Here is an 18,486-nt window from a genome sequence, read left to right as displayed (position 1 = left end):
AAGCAAGGTAAATGGACCACTCCAGCAACGCTCACGACGCGGCGGTCGCATCCGGGGGCAAGTGCCCGATAGACCACTCCTCGCCCGCCCCGAAGGAGGTCATCCCGTCCTCCGCGCTGCCCGCGGTGGACATGGCGCGTATGCGGCAGGTGCTCAGCATCTGGGCCCGCCCGGAGCCCTTTCTGAAGAAGGCCCGCGCCACGCACGGCAGCCGGTTCCGCGTGACGATCATTCCCGGTGTTCCGCTGTACGTGATCTCGGCACCGGAGGACGTCAAGCAGATGTTCCTGGCGCCCCGGGACGTGCTGCACACCGGTTCCAGCAACACCCCCATCGAGAAGTGGACCGGTCGACACGGTCTGGCCTGGCTGGACGAGGAGGAGCACACCGCGCGGCGGCGCAGTGTGATGCCGAGCTTCCGCGGTGACGCGCTCAAGCGCGTGGAGAAGGAGGTGTACCGGCTGGCCAAGGAGACGGTCGCCTCCTGGCCGCGCGAGCGAGCCTTCGCGGTCCACCGCTTCGCCCACCACTACACCACCAAGGTGATCCTCGAAGTGCTCTTCGGCGAGCACCGTCCCTCGAGTGAGGACGAGATGTTCGAGGAGGTGATGAAGATGCTGGAGTTCAACTCCCGGCCGTCGACCATGAAGCCGTTCCACATGCTGCCGGAGCGCAAGATGAAGAGGATGCGGCTGTTCCGGCCCAATGGCGTCAATGAGTTCCTGACCCGCCGTGCCCGGATCCACGCGATGGTGGACTCGGCCATCGAGGAGCGCGAGCGGTCCGGCGCGTCCGGCGACGACCTGCTGGGTGTGATGCTGGGCATCACCAACGCGGATGGCACCAAGCCCAGCCGGGTCGAGATGCGCGACGAGATCATGACCCAGTTCCTGGCCGGTACCGAGACCACCGCCTCGGCCATCTGCTGGGCGCTGGAGTTCCTCACCCACGCTCCGCACGTGGTCGAGCGGCTGCGCGAGGAGATGGCGGAGGGTGCGGGCGATACGTACCTGACCGCCGTGGTGCACGAGGTGCTGCGGCTCGGCCCACCGATCCAGCAGATCGTTCCCCGCGAGGTGGTCAAGCCGATCGAGATCGGCGGTGTGCGCTACCAGTCCGGCGACCGGCTGTGGGCCAGCGCCTACCTGCTCAACCGGGACGAGCACAACTACCCGCAGCCCGATGAGTTCAAGCCGGAGCGCTTCCTCGGCGTCAAGCCCGCCTCGCACACCTGGATCCCGTTCGGCGGCGGCCACACCCGGTGCCTGGGCGACCGGATCGCGCTGATGGAGCTGAAGGCCACCCTGACCGAGATCCTGACCACCTGTGACGTCGAGCGTGCCGACGCCAAGCCGGAGTCGGCGCACAGCCGGACGGTGGTCAACATCCCGCGGAACGGCGCCCGCATGGTGTTCCGTCCGCGCAAGGTGACGGCCGGACTGGGCGCTCGTTGAGACCCGGGGGCCAGGCACCCCGGGTAGGTTGGTTCCGCCGCGCGCGGCCGGGGTTCGCCCCGGGGGTCCGCTCGCGACGCATGTGACATGGAGGTTTGCATGAGGCTCCCGAACACCGCGTTCACCGAGCGGCCGTGGCGGATCCACGAGTTCATCGGGGACTTCGAGGTCGAGGACGTTTGGGACCTGGACACCCCCGGAGGCCCCGACGATCTGGCGCTGCTGGTACGGCAGTTCGACGGTGACGGGTCCGACTTCACACCGTCGCCGATGTACAAGCTGCTGTTCGCGATCCGCTGGCGGCTCGGCGCCCTCCTCGGCTGGGACAAGGAGAAGCACGGCGTCGGCCCGCGCGACCCCTCCCTGCGGGACCGGCTGCCGGACGATCTGCTGGGCGGGCCGCGCGGCCCGGACCTGAAGACAGTGCCGATGAAGTCGGTCTTCCAGACCTCCGACGAGTGGGTGACCGAGGTCGTCAACAAGACCGTGCACGCGGCGATGCACATCGGCTGGGTGGACGACGGAAACGGCAGGCATCATGCGCAGATGGCCGTGCTGGTGCGGAAGAAGGGCCTGCTGGGGAAGGTCTATATGCCGGCCATCCTGCCCTTCCGGCGTATCTTCGTGACACCCTCCCTGGTCAGGGCGATCGGCCGGTCGTGGCACACGAGCACGTCCCGATGACACGCGCACACGAGCACATCCCGATGACACGCGACTGACAGCGCCCGAACGAGGTGGCCGCGCCGGATCCCGGCGCGGCCACACCCATGTGTGCGGCGGGACGACCGGCCGCCCCCGCTCCTGTCTCGCCGCGAACTCGCGCAGGGATCTGCGCCATGCATGCGAAAAAACGCCCCCTGGCGTATCCACGGGACCGGTTCGCGGATCGTGTAGTCAAAGGGGTAAGAGAGGGCTGGAGCTCTATGGTCGGGAACAAGTGCGGGCAGGGGCTCACCGGTGTGGGTCAGGATGCCGTCGCCGTCATCGGAATGTCGTGCCGGGTCCCCGGCGCCGAAAATGTGCGTTCCTTCTGGACGTTGCTGAGGGAGGGCGAGCACGCGATAGCGGACGGGCCCGCGGACCGGTGGCCCACGGACATCCCGGAACTCGCGCGGCACCCTCAGGGGGGTTTCGTCGACCGTGTCGGTGACTTCGACGCGGACTTCTTCGGCATCTCCCCGAGAGAGGCCGCGGTGATGGACCCGCGCCAGCGCATGGTGCTCGAGCTGGGCTGGGAAGCCCTGGAAGACGCCTCCCTCCCGCCGGAGAGCCTGCGCTCCAGCGCCACCGCGGTGTTCCTGGGCGCCACCGGTGACGACTACGCCTCCCTGGCGCACCGGCACGGCGGCGACGCGCTGTCCCACCACTCCATCGCCGGGCTGAGCCGCGGCCTGATCGCCAACCGGGTCTCCCAGCAACTTGGCCTGCACGGACCGAGCCTGACGGTGGACACCGCGCAGTCCTCCTCCCTCGTCGCGGTGCACATGGCCGGTGAGAGCCTGCGCTCGGGAGCGGCGCGCCTGGCGCTGGCCGGTGGTGTCCATCTGAACCTGGTGCCGGAGAGCACCATCGCCTTCGCCCGCTCCGGAGCGCTGTCGCCCGACTGCCGCAGCCACACCTTCGACGCCCGCGCCAACGGTTTCGTCCGTGGTGAGGGCGCGGGCGTGGTCGTGCTCAAGCGCCTGGCCGACGCGGTCGCCGACGGCGATGACGTGTACTGCGTACTGCTCGGTGGCGCCGTCAACCACGACGGACCGGGCGCGCTGACCGTGCCCAGCGCCGAGGCGCAGAGCGCGCTGCTGCGCGAGGCCTACCGCGAGGCCGGGGTGGCCCCCGGGCGGGTGGGCTATGTCGAACTGCACGGCACCGGCACCCGCGCGGGCGACCCGGTCGAGGCGAGCGCCCTGGCCGCGGTCTTCGGCGAGGGCCGCGACGCCGCGCGGCCGCTGCTGGTCGGATCCGTGAAGACCAACATCGGCCATCTCGACGCGGCCGCGGGTGTCCTGGGCCTGATCAAGGTCGCCCTGTCGATGCGGCACGGTCTGCTGCCCGCCAGCCTCAACTACCGGGAACCGAACCCGGACATCCCCCTGGAGCAGTGGAAGCTGCGGGTCAACGCCGCCGCCGCGCCGTGGCCGGACGCCCCCCGGCTCGCCGGTGTCAGCTCCTTCGGCATCGGCGGCACCAACTGCCACCTCGTCGTCGCCGCCCCCGAGCCGGAGCCCAAGCCCGAGCCGGAGCCGGACGCGGAGCCCGCTCCCGGCACCACGGTGCCGGTGCTGGTGTCCGCCCGTACCCCCCAGGCGCTGCGGGCCCAGGCCCGGCGGCTGCACGACTGGGTACGCGACGACCCCGCGCTGCGCCCGCTGGACGTGGGCCACTCCACGGCGACCACCCGGTCCTCGCTGAAGAGCCGGGGTGTGGTGCTCGCCGCCGACCGGGATGAACTGCTGGACGGCCTGGCCGCGTTGGCGGAGGGCAGGCCGTCGGCGCGGGTTGTCACCGGTACCGCCGCCGAGGGCGGCCGAGTGGTGTGGGTGTTCTCCGGCCAGGGCGCGCACTGGGTCGGCATGGCCAAGGGCCTGTGGGAGGCGAACGAGGTGTTCGCCGCCCGTATGGACCAATGCGAGGACCTGCTACGAGAGTTCGGCGGCTGGTCGCTGCGCGAGGTGCTCGGCGACGAGACCGCCCTCAAGCGCATGGACGTCGTACAGCCCGCGTTGTTCGCGGTCATGGTCTCGCTGGCCGAGGTGTGGCGTTCGGCGGGCCTGGAGCCGGACGCGGTCATCGGCCACTCCCAGGGCGAGATCGCCGCCGCCACCGCGGCGGGCATCCTCTCCCTGGCCGACGGCATCCGTCTGATCGTCGCCCGCGCGCGGATCATCACCGAAAAACTGTCCGGACGGGGCCTGATGGCCGTCTTGGACCGGCCCGCCGACCAGATCGACCAGTCCCGGGTCTCCGTCGGCGCGGTGAACTCGCCCGGCACCGTGGTGATCTCCGGTGACCCCGACGGCGTCCGCGCGGCCGTCGCCGACTGCCACGCAAGGGAGATCCGCGCCCGGATCGTCCCCGTCGACTACGCCTCCCACTGCGACCACGTGGAATCGATCCGGGACGAGGTGCTCAGCGGTGTGGCGGGCGCCGCGACCACCGACACCGGGGTGGCCTTCTACTCCACGGTCGTCGCCGGCCGGGTCGACCCCACCACGCTGGACGCCGATTACTGGTACCGGAACCTGCGCGAGCCGGTGCGCTTCGCCGACACCGTCCAGGCGCTGTCCGCCGACGGATACGGCGTGTTCGTGGAGGTCAGCCCGCACCCGGTGCTGACGATGCACATCGCGGCCACGGAGGGCTCCGCCGTGGTGCAGCCCACGCTGCGCCGCGACGAGGAGGAGACGCACCGCCTCCTGCTGTCCATGGCCGAGCTGTACACCCGGGGCGTGGACCTGGACTGGAGCGGAGTGTTCACCGGCGCCCGGCGGGTGCCGCTGCCGACCTACGCCTTCCAGCGCGAGACCTACTGGGTCGACGGGGCCGTCGTCCAGGCGCCCCGCACGCCGACGGCCCCCGCCGCCGCGGCGCCCGGGACCGCTCCCGCCAACCCCGGGATGTCCGAGCAGGAACTGTGGGCGCTGGTGCGCGGTGAGGCGGCGGTGCTGCTCGGCCACCCGGACACCGCGCGGATCGGCACCGACAACACCTTCAAGGAGCTCGGCTTCGACTCGGTGACCGCCGTGCAGCTGCGCGACCGGCTCAACACCGCGACCGGCTTGCAGATGCCCGCCTCACTGGCCTACGACCACCCGACCCCCGCCGCGGTGGTGCGGCATCTGCGCGAGCAGTTCACCGGGCCGGGGGAGGACGCGGCCGCCGCGCGGACCGTTCCCGTCTCCGCCGCCGACGACCCGATCGCGATCGTCGGCATGAGCTGCCGGCTGCCCGGCGGCGTCACCACCTCCGAGGAGCTGTGGCGCCTGGTCGCCGACGGGGCCGACGCCATCACCGGCTTCCCCGAGGACCGGGGCTGGCAGGTCGATGCGGGCGCCGACTTCGTTCCCGCCGGAGGCTTCCTGGACGGCGCCGCCGACTTCGACGCGGGCTTCTTCCGCATCAGTCCGCGCGAGGCCCTCGCCATGGACCCACAGCAGCGACTCGCCCTGGAAGCGGTGTGGGAGGCGCTGGAGCACGCGGGCCAGGACCCCGCCGCACTGCGCCGCAGCGCCACCGCGGTGTACCTGGGCGCCATGGCCCAGGACTATCTGCCGCGCCTCCAGGAGGTGTCCGGCAATCTCGCGGGCCATGCGCTGACCGGTGGCTCCGGCAGTGTGGTGTCCGGCCGGATCGCCTACTCCCTCGGCCTCGAGGGACCGGCCGTCACCGTCGACACCGCCTGCTCCTCCTCCCTGGTCGCCGTGCACCTGGCCGCCCAGGCACTGCGCTCCGGCGACTGCACCCTCGCCGTGGCGGGCGGCGTCACCGTGATGTCCACCCCGGGCATGTTCGTCGAGTTCGCCCGGCAGGGCGGGCTCGCCGCCGACGGCCGCTGCAAGGCGTTCTCCGACGATGCCGACGGCACCGGCTGGTCCGAGGGTGTCGGTGTGCTGGTGCTGGAGCGGCTGTCCGACGCGCGCCGCAACGGCCGCCGCGTCCTGGCCGTGCTGCGCGGCAGCGCGGTCAACCAGGACGGTGAGAGCAACGGCCTCACCGCGCCCAACGGCCCCTCTCAGGAGCGGGTGATCCGCCAGGCCCTCGCCTCGGCGGGGCTGTCCCCGGCCGAGGTCGACGCGGTGGAGGCACACGGCACCGGCACCGGCCTCGGCGACCCGATCGAGGCGCAGGCGCTGCTGTCCGTCTACGGGCAGGACCGCGAGGACCCGCTGTGGCTGGGGTCGTTGAAGTCCAACATCGGACACACCCAGGCCGCCGCGGGCGTCGCGGGCGTGATCAAGATGATCATGGCGATGCGTGAGGGTGTGCTGCCCAGGACCCTGCATGCGGAGGTGCCCTCGAGCCGGGTCGACTGGTCCTCCGGCGCGGTCCGGCTGCTGGCCGAGCAGCGCGACTGGCCGGGGGCGGACCGCCCACGGCGCGCCGGAGTCTCCTCGTTCGGAATCAGCGGCACCAACGCCCACGTGATCATCGAGCAGGGCGACCGCGTCGAGTCCGACGCGCCGTCCGCCACCGCGCCGCGGGGCGCGATGGTGTGGCCGGTGTCGGCGCACAGCGCCAAGGCGCTGGCCGGGCAGGCCCGCAAACTGGGCGCCGCGCTCGCCGCCGGCACCGCCGCACACCCGGCCGACGTGGCCGTGTCCCTGGCCACCCGGCGCTCCGCCTTCGACCACCGTGCCGTGGTCATCGGCGCGGACCGGGAGGAACTGCTCGCCGGACTGGACGCCCTGGCCGACGGCCGTCGCGAGTCCGGTGTGGTCACCGGCCACGCCTCGGCGCCGCCGAGTGTCGGCGTCCTGTTCTCCGGCCAGGGCAGCCAGCGCCTGGGCATGAGCCGGGAGTTGATCGAGACCTTCCCGGCCTTCGCCGACGCCTGGCGCGAGGTCTGCGCTGTGCTCGACCCCCTGCTGGAGCGCCCCGTCGACGCGGTCGTCTCGGCCGAGCCCGGGTCCGCGGAGGCCGGGCTGCTCGACGAGACCGCGATGACCCAGCCCGCGCTGTTCGCCTTCGAGGTGGCCGCCTACCGGCTGCTGACGTCCCTCGGGGTCGAACCCGCGGTGCTCGTCGGCCACTCCATCGGCGAACTGGCCGCCGCGCATGTGGCAGGAGTGTTCTCCCTGGCCGACGCGGCCCGTCTGGTCGCCGCGCGCGGACGCCTGATGGGGGCGCTGCCGCGCGGCGGGGCCATGGTGGCCGTGCAGGCACACGAGGACGAGGTCCGGGCCGCCCTGGCCGGACACGAAGAGGCCGTCTCCATCGCCGCCGTCAACGGCCCGGCCGCCGTGGTGATCTCCGGCGTGGAGGACGTCGTCACCGAGGTCGCCGCGGCCCTGGCCGCCGACGGACGCAAGACCACCCGGCTGCGTGTCTCGCACGCCTTCCACTCGCCGCTGATGGACCCCATGCTCGACGAGTTCCGGGCCGTCGCCGAGTCGGTCTCCTACGCGCCCGCGCGCCTGGCGGTCGTCTCCAACGTGACCGGCGCCATCGCCGAGCCGGGCGAGCTGGAGCAGCCCGGGTACTGGGTGCGCCATGTGCGCGACGCCGTGCGCTTCGCCGACGGGGTGGCCGCCGCCGTGAAGGCCGGGGCCGAGGCGCTGGTCGAGGTCGGCCCCGACGGTGTCCTTTCCGCCATGGCCGCCGAGACCCTCACCGACGCCAACCTGACGGCGATTCCCCTCGTCCGCAAGGGGCGTCCGGAGGCGCGTGCGGCGGCGGAGGCCCTGGCCCGTATGCACACCGCTGGTGTCCCGGTCGACTGGCAGGCTTACCTGGACGCCGTCGGCGCCGTGGGCCGCCCCGTCGACCTGCCCACCTACGCCTTCGACCACCAGCGCTACTGGGCGCAGCCGGCCAAGCCGCAGGGCGATGTCGCGGGCGCCGGTCTCGAGCCGGTCGGACATCCCTTCCTCTCCGCCGCCACCGAACTCGCCGTCGGCGACCAGGTGGCGTTCAGCGGACGGATCGACCTCGTCGCCGAGACCTGGCTGACCGACCACGCCATCTTCGGCAACGCCGTGTTCCCCGGCACGGCCGTGGTGGAGATGGCGCTGCGCGCGATCGAGGGAACCGACTGCCACGCCATCGAGGAACTGACCCTCCACGCACCGCTGACCTTCGCCGACGGCGCCGTACAACTCCAGGTCGTCGTGGGCGAGGCGGAGCAGAAGACGGGCAGGCGCCCCATCGGCGTCTACTCCCGTCCTGCCTCCGGGGTGTCCAGCGCCTGGATCCGGCACGCCGCCGGGCATGCGGTCACCAAGGCTCCCGCCCGCGCGGCCACCGAGGACGTCTGGCCCCCGCGGGACGCCATCCCGGTGGACCTGTCCGGCTTCTACCCGGAGCTGGTCGGCCGGGGCTACGGCTACGGTCCGGCCTTCCAGGGGCTGCGCTCGCTGTGGCGGCTCGGGGACGAGGTCTACGGCGAGGTCCAGCTGCCCGACCAGGTACCGCACGCCAAGGGCGGATTCGCCGTGCACCCTGCCCTCTTCGACGCCGCGCTGCATCCGATGCTGGCGCTGATGGTGTCCGACGACCCGGCACAGACCGTGCTGCCCTACTCCTGGGCCGGAGTTGTCTGCCACGCGCCCGCCGGAAGCCGTCTGCGGGTCCGCGTCGCCCGGATCAGCGACACCGAGGTGTCGCTGTCGATCAGCGGTACCGACGGTGCGCCCGTGCTGACCGTGGAGTCCCTGGCCGTGATGCCCGCGTCGGCGGACCAGCTCGCCCGAGGCTCCCTCGCCGACTCCCTGTTCGCGCTGCGCTGGTCGCCTGCTGAGCAGCACCCGGAGCGCCCGGCCCGCACGGCCGACATCGCGCATATCGAGGCGAACGGGCAGGGTGACGCCCCCGTGACGGCGCGGGCGCGCGCCCGCGAAGCCCTGGAGCTGGTGCGGCGGCGGCTGGACGCCCCGCACGACCGCCCGCTGGCCATCGTGACCACGAACGCCGTGGCGGCCCTCCCCGGAGAGACGCCCGATCTGGCCCTCGCGGCGGTGTGGGGCCTGGTGCGCTCCGCGCAGACCGAACACGACGGTCAGTTCGTCCTGGTGGACACCGACGGCAGTGAGGAGTCGCTGCGCGCGCTGGAGACCCTGGACGCCCGGCTGCCCCAGCTCGCGCTGCGCCGGGGCAAGCTCTACGCACCGGGACTGGTCTCCTCGCACGCCTCGACCACCACCCGGCAGACCTGGGACCCGGACGGCACGGTGCTGCTCACCGGCGCCACCGGGGGTCTGGGCGCCCTGCTCGCCCGGCACCTGGTCACCGAACACGGAGTGCGCAACTTGCTGCTCCTCAGCCGCTCCGGCGCGGCCGGACCGGCCGCCGAGCTGACCGAGCTGGGGGCCAACGTCACCCACGCGGCCTGCGATGTCTCCGACGCCGGGGCGCTGGCGGAGCAGCTCGCGAGGATTCCGCGGGAGGCGCCGCTCACCGCCGTCGTGCACATGGCGGGCGTACTCGACGACACCACCGTGGAGTTGATGACACCCGAGCGGATCGACCGCGTGTTCGCGCCCAAGGTCGACGCCGCATGGCATCTGCACGAACTCACCAAGGACATGGACCTGTCGGCCTTCGTGCTGTACTCCTCCGTCGTGGGTGTGGTCGGCAACGCGGGCCAGGCCAACTACGCGGCGGCCAACGCCTTCCTCGACGCGCTGGCCGAACACCGTGCCGGGGCCGGACTGCCCGCGCTCTCGCTGGCCTGGGGCCCGTGGGAGCTCGGCATGGCGAGCACCCTCGGCCAGTCCGACCTGGCGCGCTTCCGGCGCCACGGCATGACGCCCCTGACGGCGGCGCGGGGCACCGCCCTCTTCGACGCCGCTCTCGCCGCGGACGAGACGCTGCAACTGCCCGTGCAGATCGAGCGGGCCGCCCTGTGGCAGGACACCGTGCCCGCGCTGCTGCGCACCCTGGTGCAGCCCGCGCTGCCCGCGGCCTCCGAGCGGCCCGTCGCCGCCGAGGAGAGCGGGGAGTCGCCCATGGCGGGCAAGCTGGTCCGCCTCTCGCCGGAGGAGCAGCGCGAGGAACTGGTGGCCCTGCTGCTGGAGACCGCGGCCGTGGTGCTCGGCTATCCGTCCGCCGACGACATCGATGCCGAGATGTCGTTCCAGGAGATCGGTTTCGACTCCCTCAGCGGTGTCGAGTTCCGCAACCAGGTCAAGCAGGACACCGGAGTCCATGTCCCGGCCACGGTGATCTACAACTATCCGACGCCCGCCGCGCTGGCGGTACGGCTGCGGGAACTGCTGTTCCCCGAGCCGGAGCAGGTGGTCGAGGAGACCGCCGACCTGCCGGACGACGCGCTCGACGGACTGGACGAGATCGATGACCTCGACATCGAGGCACTCGTACAGCGGGCGAATTCCGAATGAGCACCGCGTGCCCTCGTGTGCTGACCTCGACAAGGGTGGAGAGATGAAACCGGAAGACCTGAAGGCGGTTCGCGCATTCGTCAAGGAGTGTCTGGCCGGCCCACACACGGAGACGGACGCGCTCGAGGACAAGCCCTCGGACGTCTACGAGAAGTTCCGGGAGACCGGACTGGCCAACTGGTGGCTGCCGGAGGAGCTCGGCGGCCGCGGCCTCAGCCTCGAGGACAGCGTCGAGATCGTCAACGAGATCGCCTACGGCGACGCCGGAGTGGCCTTCACGCTCTTCATCTCGGTACTCGGCACCAGCATCGTGCAGCTGTACGGCTCCGAGGAGCTCAAGGCCCGCTATCTCAAGCCCATGGCCGAGCGGGGCTCCTTCTGCGCGACACTGGGCAGTGAACGGAACGCGGGCAGCGAACTCGGCAAGACCGAGACGGTGGTGGCGACCGAGGGCGACGAACTCGTCGTCACCGGTGAGAAGTTCTTCTCGACCAACACCGACTTCGCCGACTTCCTCGTCGTGATCGCCCGGTCGGCCGAGGACTCCGAGGCATACCACGCCGTGCTGATCCCGCGCGACACCCCCGGTGTCGAGATCGTGAAGCGCTGGGACGTCATCGGTCTGCGCGCCTCGTACACCTACCAGGTCAGCCTGAAGGGCTGCCGGGTGCCCGCCGCCAACCGCCTCGAGGGGTCGGGCCTGCGGCTGCTGGAGATCGGCCTCAACGCCAGCCGCATCCTCATCGCCGCCACCGCGATCGGGGTCGCCCGCCGCATCCGCGACCACTGCATGACCTACGCCAAGACCAAGCCGCTGCGCGACGGCCTCCTCGTGGAGAGCCCCGTGTTCGCCCAGCGGCTCGGGCAGATGGAGATGCAGATCGACGTCATGAAGAGCCACTGTCTGCGCGCCGGCCGCGACTATGACGCGATCATGGCCGCCCCCGGCGCCGCCGCGAGCTTCCACCGGCAGGGCACCCTCAAGTCCGCCCTGACCGCCAAGATGTTCTGTGGCCAGGCCGGCTGGGACGTGGCCAGTGTGGGGTCCGAGATGTTCGGCGGGCTCGGCTACACCCACGAGATGCCCATCGGAAAGCTGATGCGCGACATCCGCTACGTCTCCCTCGTGGAGGGCGGTGACGACGTCCTGCGCGACCTGGTCTTCAACCGCTATGTGATCCCGGTGCCGCGCCGCTCCTAGGAACACGCGACCACCGGGCCCGGTGTGACACGCTGCCGTTGTGGCGCGTTGCACCGGGCCCTGTCGTGTACGGGATGTCAGGGGATCTCGGCCTCGAAGAGGGCGCCGCAGCCGTGGACGGTGAGCTTGTGGTCGGGGAAGCGGGCGGCCAGCTCGGTGCGCAGGTCCTCGAGGCTGTCCTCGGAGTTGTTCATCAGGCCGCGCTTGTTCCACATCCGGAAGTTCACCCGCGCGGCGGTCCCCACCGGTACCCCCTGGGTGAGCACCGTGGCGCCGAAGAGCCGCCCACCCGGCCGTACACAGGCCGCGACATGGTCCAGCACTTTCGCCTTCTCACGGATGCTGCCGGGAATGCAGTGCAGCAGGAAGTTCATCGACGCCGAGCCGAAGGTCGCCTCGGAAAGCGGTAGCGGTTCCAGCGCGTTGGCCCGGACCGTGGTGACGTCGAAGCGGGCCAGCCGACGGGCCGCGTGACGCAGCGAGTGCTCGTTCAGATCGGCCAGGGTGATGGACTGCCCCGGATGGGTGCGGCAGTTGTCCAAGAAGTAGCCGGTGCCCACGCCGAGGTCCAGATGCTCGGGGGAGACGTTGCGGTCGAACATGGCGACCACTTCGGACACCGGGACGCGGAAGAGGAACCGGCAGTTGATCTTGAAGGCCATCAGGTCGTAGAGGGGCAGTGTCCACGGCCCGTACATGGCCTGGCCGGCGTGCACCTTGTCTGAATGGGGCGAGGTGGTCACGTGGAACCTCCGGCCGACGGGGGCGAATGCGTCAGACCATGACTATACGGGGCGGGAGTGGCGTGCCCCACAGGGCAGTTGGGCAAGCGGCGCGCCGAACGGCATAGGCGCCGCCACTCATGGACAACTCAACCGCCCCGGCTCAACTGCACCATGAATACCGGGAGGTGTCTCGGAATTCTCACAGGCTATCCGAGGGTGATGATATGAGTATTGAAAGCTCAAGTGACACCTTGCCGGTCGATGGCCAGACTGGGAGGCACCTCGGCGGTGCGGCAGAGAAATTCCGCCGATGCACCCAACTTTCCACGGAGGCAAGCCATGTCCTGTTCCATTGATACCCGGAAGGCCCTGGAGTTCCTCCAGACCAGCGGACTCGTCCATCTCGAAATACCTCTGGAGCAACTGGTCCGCGCGACCACGACACTCGATGAGGTCGCGGGATATGTGTTGGCGTGGGAGAAGTACGTGCTCGTTGTCGCGGCCGAATGCGACGAGACAGCCGCGGCCGAGCAGTAGGGGCGACCTCGCGGCTTCCGCGGCCGCGCGAGGCCGACCCCATGGACACAGAATGACGAGGGGGCAGTTGTGGCACCGATGAACGCGGGGAGCGAGCTGCCCCCACCGTGGTGCGCGGTCGAAGAGCGAGCGGTCTCCTGGCTGGCCGCGCACCACACCCGGTTCGACCCGGACACCGCTGAAGAGCGATCCGTTCTCTTCGCCCGCAAGGCGCTGGTGGAGATGGCGCTGCTGGTCGGACTGCGCGCCCGGCTGGACCCCGCCCCTTTCGACGAGGACTATCAGCGGCTGTTCGACCGGATGGGTGCCGTCGCGAAGCGTCCGTCCTATCGGGAACTCGTCGGCCGGGATGAGCGCGCACTTCTGCTGTACGCCGGCACGCACGCGGCGCTCCGGTTGTGCGGACAGCACGACGAAGAATTCCACCACCTCATCGAGCAATCCGTGGCAGGTCGCTATGCGACCTCTTTCGAGCGCATCCCTTATCGGCAGCTGGATCTGCTGCACACCATGGAACTGGCCGGAGTCGAAAACCGGCTGCCCGCGGTCGAGGAGATTCTGCCCTTCACGCTGTTCTGCGCGGACCCATCGGTCCTCAGGCTCGGGGACCGCGATATCTACGCGATCACCCACACGATCTTCTACGCCACCGACTTCGGATTGCGCGTCCCGAAGTGGCGCGCCGATTTCGATCTGTCCAGCGCCATCGAACTGCTCGAAGCGCTGTGTCTGCTGTGCCGGCGCCGAGGGAACGCGGACCTCGTCGCGGAGCTGCTCTGTTCTCTGCTGTGCCTGGGCATCCGCGATTCGGCGGAGGCGGAGCGGGCCTGGGCCTTTCTCGCCGAGGTCCAGGAACCCGACGGCCGGGTCGCCGGTCCGGAAGGGATCGTCCACCCGGGGCTCGAAGGCGGCGACGAGGAGTACCGCTCCTGGGCCACCGCGTACCACACGACCATCGTCGCGGCGCTCGCCGGACTGCTCGCCAGAAGCTCGTCCGTCATCCGCCGTCAGCGGCCGTCACCCCCGGCGGCGCCCGATGCCGCACCGACCGCAGCCGCCCTTCGCCGGGCCACCGGCTGGCTCGCCGAAGCCGCCGTGACCGCCGACCTCGAGGCGGCTCTTCCCGCGGCGGCCGCTGCCGCACGTGGCGCCCGTTCGCTTCGTGAACCCGCACTCGCCCACTCCGCGCTCGCCTCGGTCGTCAAACGCGTCGAAGCCGAGCCGGGGCCGTCGTTGTGGCAACGCATCGGAGCCGACGTGGTGTTCGAGTGCGCCCACGGACTGAGGGCGACCTCCGGCGGCTGTGCGACGCTGGACCGCTTCCTCGACGACACCGCCACCGCGCTCTCCGGCCTCACGGCCATCCCCGCGGCCGCGGCCGGTGGTGTGGTGCAGCTGATGCGACTGGACCGGCTCTCCGAGGAGACCGCGCGCTCCCTCATCGACTCCGCGGACCCGGCACCACTGATGGCGGAGGGCAGCCCGCCCGCGATGACCGCGAGGGGGCTGGTCCAGTACGCCGGGGACGATCCGAGCCGTTTGTCCTCCCGCGGCTCCTCGGCCCATGCCGTCGCCGAACGACTGGCCGCGGCCCTTCCGGCCGCCTGCAAGGACTACAAGCTGGACGAAGTGGCCGTGCTCCTCCAGAGCCTGGCGCTGCTCGGCTGGGCCGGCCACCGTATCGTCCGCGACGGCCTGGAGTTCCTGCTGCGTCAGCAGAGCCCCTCGGGGGCCTTCGGCTATCCGGCCGTGGACGACCCCCAGCAGCGCGCAAGCCTGCGACGGCGGTGGACACAGAGCTGTGTGGTCGCCCTGTCCTCACCATGAGGTGGGCGGTTTCCGCTCAGCGCAGCTTCCGGCAGTACAGGGCGTCCGGGGTGCGGGACGAACCCAGGCGCCCGGTGTAGGCGATCCCGGCGGCGTACTCGTTGTCCGCACACTGCCCCTTGTAGTGGCCGTCCGCGAAGTCACCGCCCTTGGGAGCCGTCCCCCGGCTGTCGCCCCGGTCGAACCACACCGTGCGGCCGCCCGCACCGAGCTTCCCGGGGGAAGCGGCCACGCACAGGGCGGCCGACACCGCCGAGCCACGGACGCTGTAGCCCATCAGGAACTGACCGTCCGCACACTGGAGTTTGGTGTATCCGGACGCCCAGTCCTGGCCCGCCGCCACGTGCCGCTGATCCGTGACGACCTCGTGTCCACCGGAGGTGTCCGCCAGTGAAGCGGCGGACACGTCCGAGCACAGTCCGCGGTTGCCGGTGTGGCTCAGCCCCATCAGCCGCTGCCCGTCGGGGCAGGCGGCCTTGCGCGCCCCGCGGTCCCAGTCCGGCTCGGGCAGCGCGCGCATCCGCCGGGAGGCCACGAAGTCCCCGTGGTCTGGGCTGAGCATCGACCAGCGCGCCACCGGATCGATATGACCCGTCCGCCCCTCGGCGTTGATCAGCCGGGTCCAGGCCCCGGCCCGCCAGTCGTCCCCGTCGTACAGGCCCATACGGTGGCCCGCGGCGTCCCAGTGCAGCAGCCCCCAGCCGTTTCCCTTGCCGTTCTCGTGCAGTCCGACGAGTGGCCAGTAGGCGAAGTCCACGTCCGCGCGGATGAGTTCATCGACGAAGTTCTCGAACCAGGCCCGCTGCTTCGCCCCGGTCTCCTCGCGTCCTCCGATGCCGAACTCACTGATCCAGACGGGAGCCGTGAAGTGACGGTCGGATTCGGAAGCCACGTAGAACGCCTGGCGCTTGAGTGTGGCGGTCAGTTCCGCCGGGCTGAGATCACGGTAGCGAGGGTCGCTGGTCTCCCCGATGCCGGTGGCGCCGGTGTGGCGCGGACCGGTGTAGTCGTAGAAGTGCGCCGAGTAGACCAGCTTGCCGGAGTCGACGAGCGTGTGCGACAGCCGGCGCACGGGCTCCAGGGTGGGCCGCTCGTGGGGGAGGCCGTCAACGGGTATGCCGGTCCAGTTGATCCCCTCGACGATGATCAGCAGATTCGGGTTGGCCTCGGTCAGGATGCGGTCACCGGCGCGCTGGGAGGCGGCGTACCAGTCATGGTTGTCGCCGAGGCCCCAGTTGGGGTCGTCCCATACGGAGCGGCGCACCTCGTTGTAGAGATCGGCGCCGACCACGCGCTTGTTGTCCCGGTAGCGGCGCGCCATGAACAGCCAGTCGCTCTCCCAGGTGGCCGCGGACTGGCTCGCGTTCCAACGCTCGTTGCCGTCCACCGCGCAGCACCACCGTGTGGTGTTGGTGTGGTTGTTGAGGATCACAGCCAGACCCGCGCCGGTGAGTTCCCGTACCACCACGTCGTACACCTCGAGCGGCGTGCTGCCGCGCAACTCCGGATTGGCGGCGACCGAGTCGTCCGTCACGGGGCGGGTGTCATGGATCATCTCGTTGGAGAACGGCAGCCGGATGCTGTTGATGCCCAGTTCCTGGAATCCGGAGATGATCTCCTTGATGGACGCTCGGTCGAGACCGAGTGGCATCCGGCCGGAGTTCTCGCCCGAATGGTGATTGGCGTCCTCGTCCGGACTGCCGGATCCCGTCCATGTGCCGCTTGCGCCATGCCAGTTGCCCGACTTCAGCTTGAAGCGGTTGCCGTCGGCGTCGACGATCCAGCGGCCCCGGGTGCTCAGCGGGCCCTTCCAGTCGGCCGCCGCCGCGGTGTGGGCCGCCTTCCCCGCTGCCGGAGCGGCCCGCTGCCCCGGTTCCCGCTGGACGGCCGTGGCATCCGGCGCCGTCAGGCAGAGCAGCAGGAGGACGGTGGCCAGTAACGGTCTGACGAGGGATCCGTTCACGAAACTCCGTCCCAGGGTGGGTGAGTGCTGAGAGCGACGACTGCGTCATGATGACCGCTGCCACCGCAATCGGCCAGCCCTCCGTTGAGCCAACGCGTGTTCTGTGGGGTTTCTCCTACTCGCCGGTCACCTCTCTCCCGCTACGGGCGCCGCCGCCCGCGCGATCGCCACGGCCACTCCCGCTGAGCACCATGTGGTATCCATCCTTGTTGTCGCTTTTGTTGTAGTTTCTTCGTGAGCGGGATGGAGTCGGGGACATGGCGTTCGCGAAGTCGGCCGGTGGTGACGAGCCATCCGCGTCCAGGGGGTCACTGGTTCCGCTGCTGGCCGTGTGCGCCGGGTACTTCATGGTGATCCTGGATGTGACGGTCATCAACGTCGCCGTACCGGTGATCGGCCGGGAGCTGTCGGCCTCACTCACCGGCATCCAGTGGATCACCGACGCATACACCCTGGTCTTCGCCGGTTTCCTGCTGACCGGCGGCGCGCTGGGCGACAGACTGGGCAACCGCCGTATCTTCTGCGCCGGCGTGGCCGTGTTCACCGCCGCCTCGGCCGCGTGCGCGTTCGCGCCGAGCGCCCCCTTCCTGATCGCCGCCCGGGTGGTGGAGGGGCTGGGCGCGGCGTTGATCGTGCCCGGTTCGCTGGCTCTTCTCCAGCAGGCGTATCCGGATCCCCGCGCCCGCTCGCGGGCCTTCGGGCTATGGGGTTCCGTGGCAGGCATCGCGGCCTCGGCCGGGCCGCTGCTGGGCGGGCTGCTGGTCTCCACGGTGGGCTGGCGGTGGGTGTTCCTCATCAATCTGCCCGTCGGGATCGCCTGTCTGGCGCTGACACTGCGCCATGTGGCGCCCTCCCCGCGGCTCACCACCCGGGCCCTGGACTGGCCGGCACAGTGCGCGGTCGTGGCGGCGGTGGCCCTGCTGACCGCCGCGCTCAACGAGGCGGGCCGACGCGGATGGTCCGATCCGGCCGTCCTCGCCGGAGTGGGTCTTTCGGTGCTGGCGGCCGTGGCCTTTGTGGTGCGCGAGCGGCTGGCCCGCGCTCCCGCCCTCCCTCCGAGCCTGCTGCGCTCACGGGCGCTGGGCGGTGGCGCCGTCATCGGCCTGCTGTTCAACTTCGGCTTCTACGGCATGGTGTTCACCGCCAGCCTGGACTTCCAGCACCAGCGCGGCCTCAGCGCCCTCGCCACCGGGTTGGCGCTGTTCCCCGCGGTGGCGATGACGATGTTCGCCTCCGTCCTGTCCGGGCGGCTGACCCGGAGGACCGGGGATCGTCCGCTGGTGATCAGCGGCATGCTGCTGGCCGCCCTGGGTCTTGGCGGCTGGGTCGCCGCGGGCGACGATCCCGCCTACCCGCTGCTCGTGGCCCCGATGATGGCAGCGGGATTCGGCACCTCCTTCGCCCTCACCGGTTCCACCTCCACCGTCATGGGCGCCGCACCCCCGGCGTACGCGGGCACCGCCTCCGCCCTGTTCAACACCACCCGGCAGCTCGGCAGCGCCACCGGCGTGGCGCTCGGCGGCACCCTGCTCGCCACGGCCACCGACTACGGCGCGGGGCTGCGGGTCAGCATGGCCGTCGGCGCACTCGCCTACCTGATCGCCGCGGGTCTCGCGGGGTGGTGTGTGCCGTCCAGGAGCGGGAGCGGGGCACGCGCCGGGCACTGACGTGGTTGCCGTATAAGGTGACCCGAAGGTCGTCGGCCACGGAACCTCTGGCGCGG

General features: G+C 70.9%; 9 protein-coding genes. 7 read left to right on the top strand and 2 right to left on the bottom strand.

Annotated features, from left to right (window positions below; genetic code table 11):
- Positions 1–11: 11 nt before the first annotated feature.
- From JK363_RS36205 to JK363_RS36190, 4 genes are all read left to right on the top strand, one after another.
- Entirely contained in the window at positions 12–1,454 is a 1,443-nt protein-coding gene (locus tag JK363_RS36205; RefSeq protein WP_201882026.1) for a cytochrome P450, read from the top strand.
- A gap of 99 nt (positions 1,455–1,553) precedes the next feature.
- Positions 1,554–2,138: a DUF2867 domain-containing protein gene (locus JK363_RS36200; RefSeq protein ID WP_201882024.1), complete on the top strand. Its 585-nt coding sequence runs from the start codon at positions 1,554–1,556 to the stop codon at positions 2,136–2,138.
- A 242-nt stretch (positions 2,139–2,380) separates the two neighbouring features.
- Positions 2,381–10,510 (top strand): type I polyketide synthase, encoded by an 8,130-nt coding sequence (locus tag JK363_RS36195; RefSeq protein ID WP_201882022.1) that lies wholly within the window; start codon positions 2,381–2,383, stop codon positions 10,508–10,510.
- Positions 10,511–10,553: 43 nt separating this feature from the next.
- Positions 10,554–11,711 (top strand): acyl-CoA dehydrogenase family protein, encoded by a 1,158-nt coding sequence (locus JK363_RS36190; RefSeq protein ID WP_201882014.1) that lies wholly within the window; start codon positions 10,554–10,556, stop codon positions 11,709–11,711.
- Positions 11,712–11,788: 77 nt separating this feature from the next.
- Here JK363_RS36190 and JK363_RS36185 read toward each other — a convergent pair whose 3' ends face one another.
- Positions 11,789–12,454, bottom strand: a complete 666-nt coding sequence (locus JK363_RS36185) for a class I SAM-dependent methyltransferase (RefSeq protein WP_201882012.1) — start codon at positions 12,452–12,454, stop codon at positions 11,789–11,791.
- A gap of 321 nt (positions 12,455–12,775) precedes the next feature.
- Here JK363_RS36185 and JK363_RS36180 point away from each other — a divergent pair, with 321 nt between their 5' ends.
- Entirely contained in the window at positions 12,776–12,973 is a 198-nt protein-coding gene (locus tag JK363_RS36180; protein WP_201882010.1) for a hypothetical protein, read from the top strand.
- A 78-nt stretch (positions 12,974–13,051) separates the two neighbouring features.
- Positions 13,052–14,800: a DUF6895 family protein gene (locus JK363_RS36175; protein ID WP_372444919.1), complete on the top strand. Its 1,749-nt coding sequence runs from the start codon at positions 13,052–13,054 to the stop codon at positions 14,798–14,800.
- A 16-nt stretch (positions 14,801–14,816) separates the two neighbouring features.
- Here the strand turns inward: JK363_RS36175 and JK363_RS36170 are convergent, their stop codons facing one another.
- A complete protein-coding gene (locus JK363_RS36170; protein WP_201882006.1) occupies positions 14,817–16,763 on the bottom strand; it encodes a glycoside hydrolase family 5 protein in 1,947 nt (648 codons plus the stop codon).
- Between the two features lie 257 nt (positions 16,764–17,020).
- Here JK363_RS36170 and JK363_RS36165 point away from each other — a divergent pair, with 257 nt between their 5' ends.
- The gene (locus tag JK363_RS36165) at positions 17,021–18,430 is read left to right on the top strand and encodes an MFS transporter (protein ID WP_201882004.1); all 1,410 of its coding nucleotides are present in this window, start codon (positions 17,021–17,023) and stop codon (positions 18,428–18,430) included.
- Positions 18,431–18,486: the final 56 nt, after the last annotated feature.

This window comes from Streptomyces coffeae (assembly GCF_016741875.1).
Lineage (GTDB): Bacteria > Actinomycetota > Actinomycetes > Streptomycetales > Streptomycetaceae > Streptomyces > Streptomyces coffeae.
The sequence above is the reverse complement of the archived record's forward strand: the minus strand, read 5'-3'. Positions and strand labels throughout refer to the sequence as shown.

Bases quoted from the DNA above. Each gene is read 5' to 3' on its own strand.
- JK363_RS36205 (WP_201882026.1), top strand. From the start codon at position 12: ATGGACCACTCCAGCAACGCTCACGACGCGGCGGTCGCATCCGGGGGC.
- JK363_RS36200 (WP_201882024.1), top strand. From the start codon at position 1,554: ATGAGGCTCCCGAACACCGCGTTCACCGAGCGGCCGTGGCGGATCCAC.
- JK363_RS36195 (WP_201882022.1), top strand. From the start codon at position 2,381: ATGGTCGGGAACAAGTGCGGGCAGGGGCTCACCGGTGTGGGTCAGGAT.
- JK363_RS36190 (WP_201882014.1), top strand. From the start codon at position 10,554: ATGAAACCGGAAGACCTGAAGGCGGTTCGCGCATTCGTCAAGGAGTGT.
- JK363_RS36180 (WP_201882010.1), top strand. From the start codon at position 12,776: ATGTCCTGTTCCATTGATACCCGGAAGGCCCTGGAGTTCCTCCAGACC.
- JK363_RS36175 (WP_372444919.1), top strand. From the start codon at position 13,052: ATGAACGCGGGGAGCGAGCTGCCCCCACCGTGGTGCGCGGTCGAAGAG.
- JK363_RS36165 (WP_201882004.1), top strand. From the start codon at position 17,021: ATGGCGTTCGCGAAGTCGGCCGGTGGTGACGAGCCATCCGCGTCCAGG.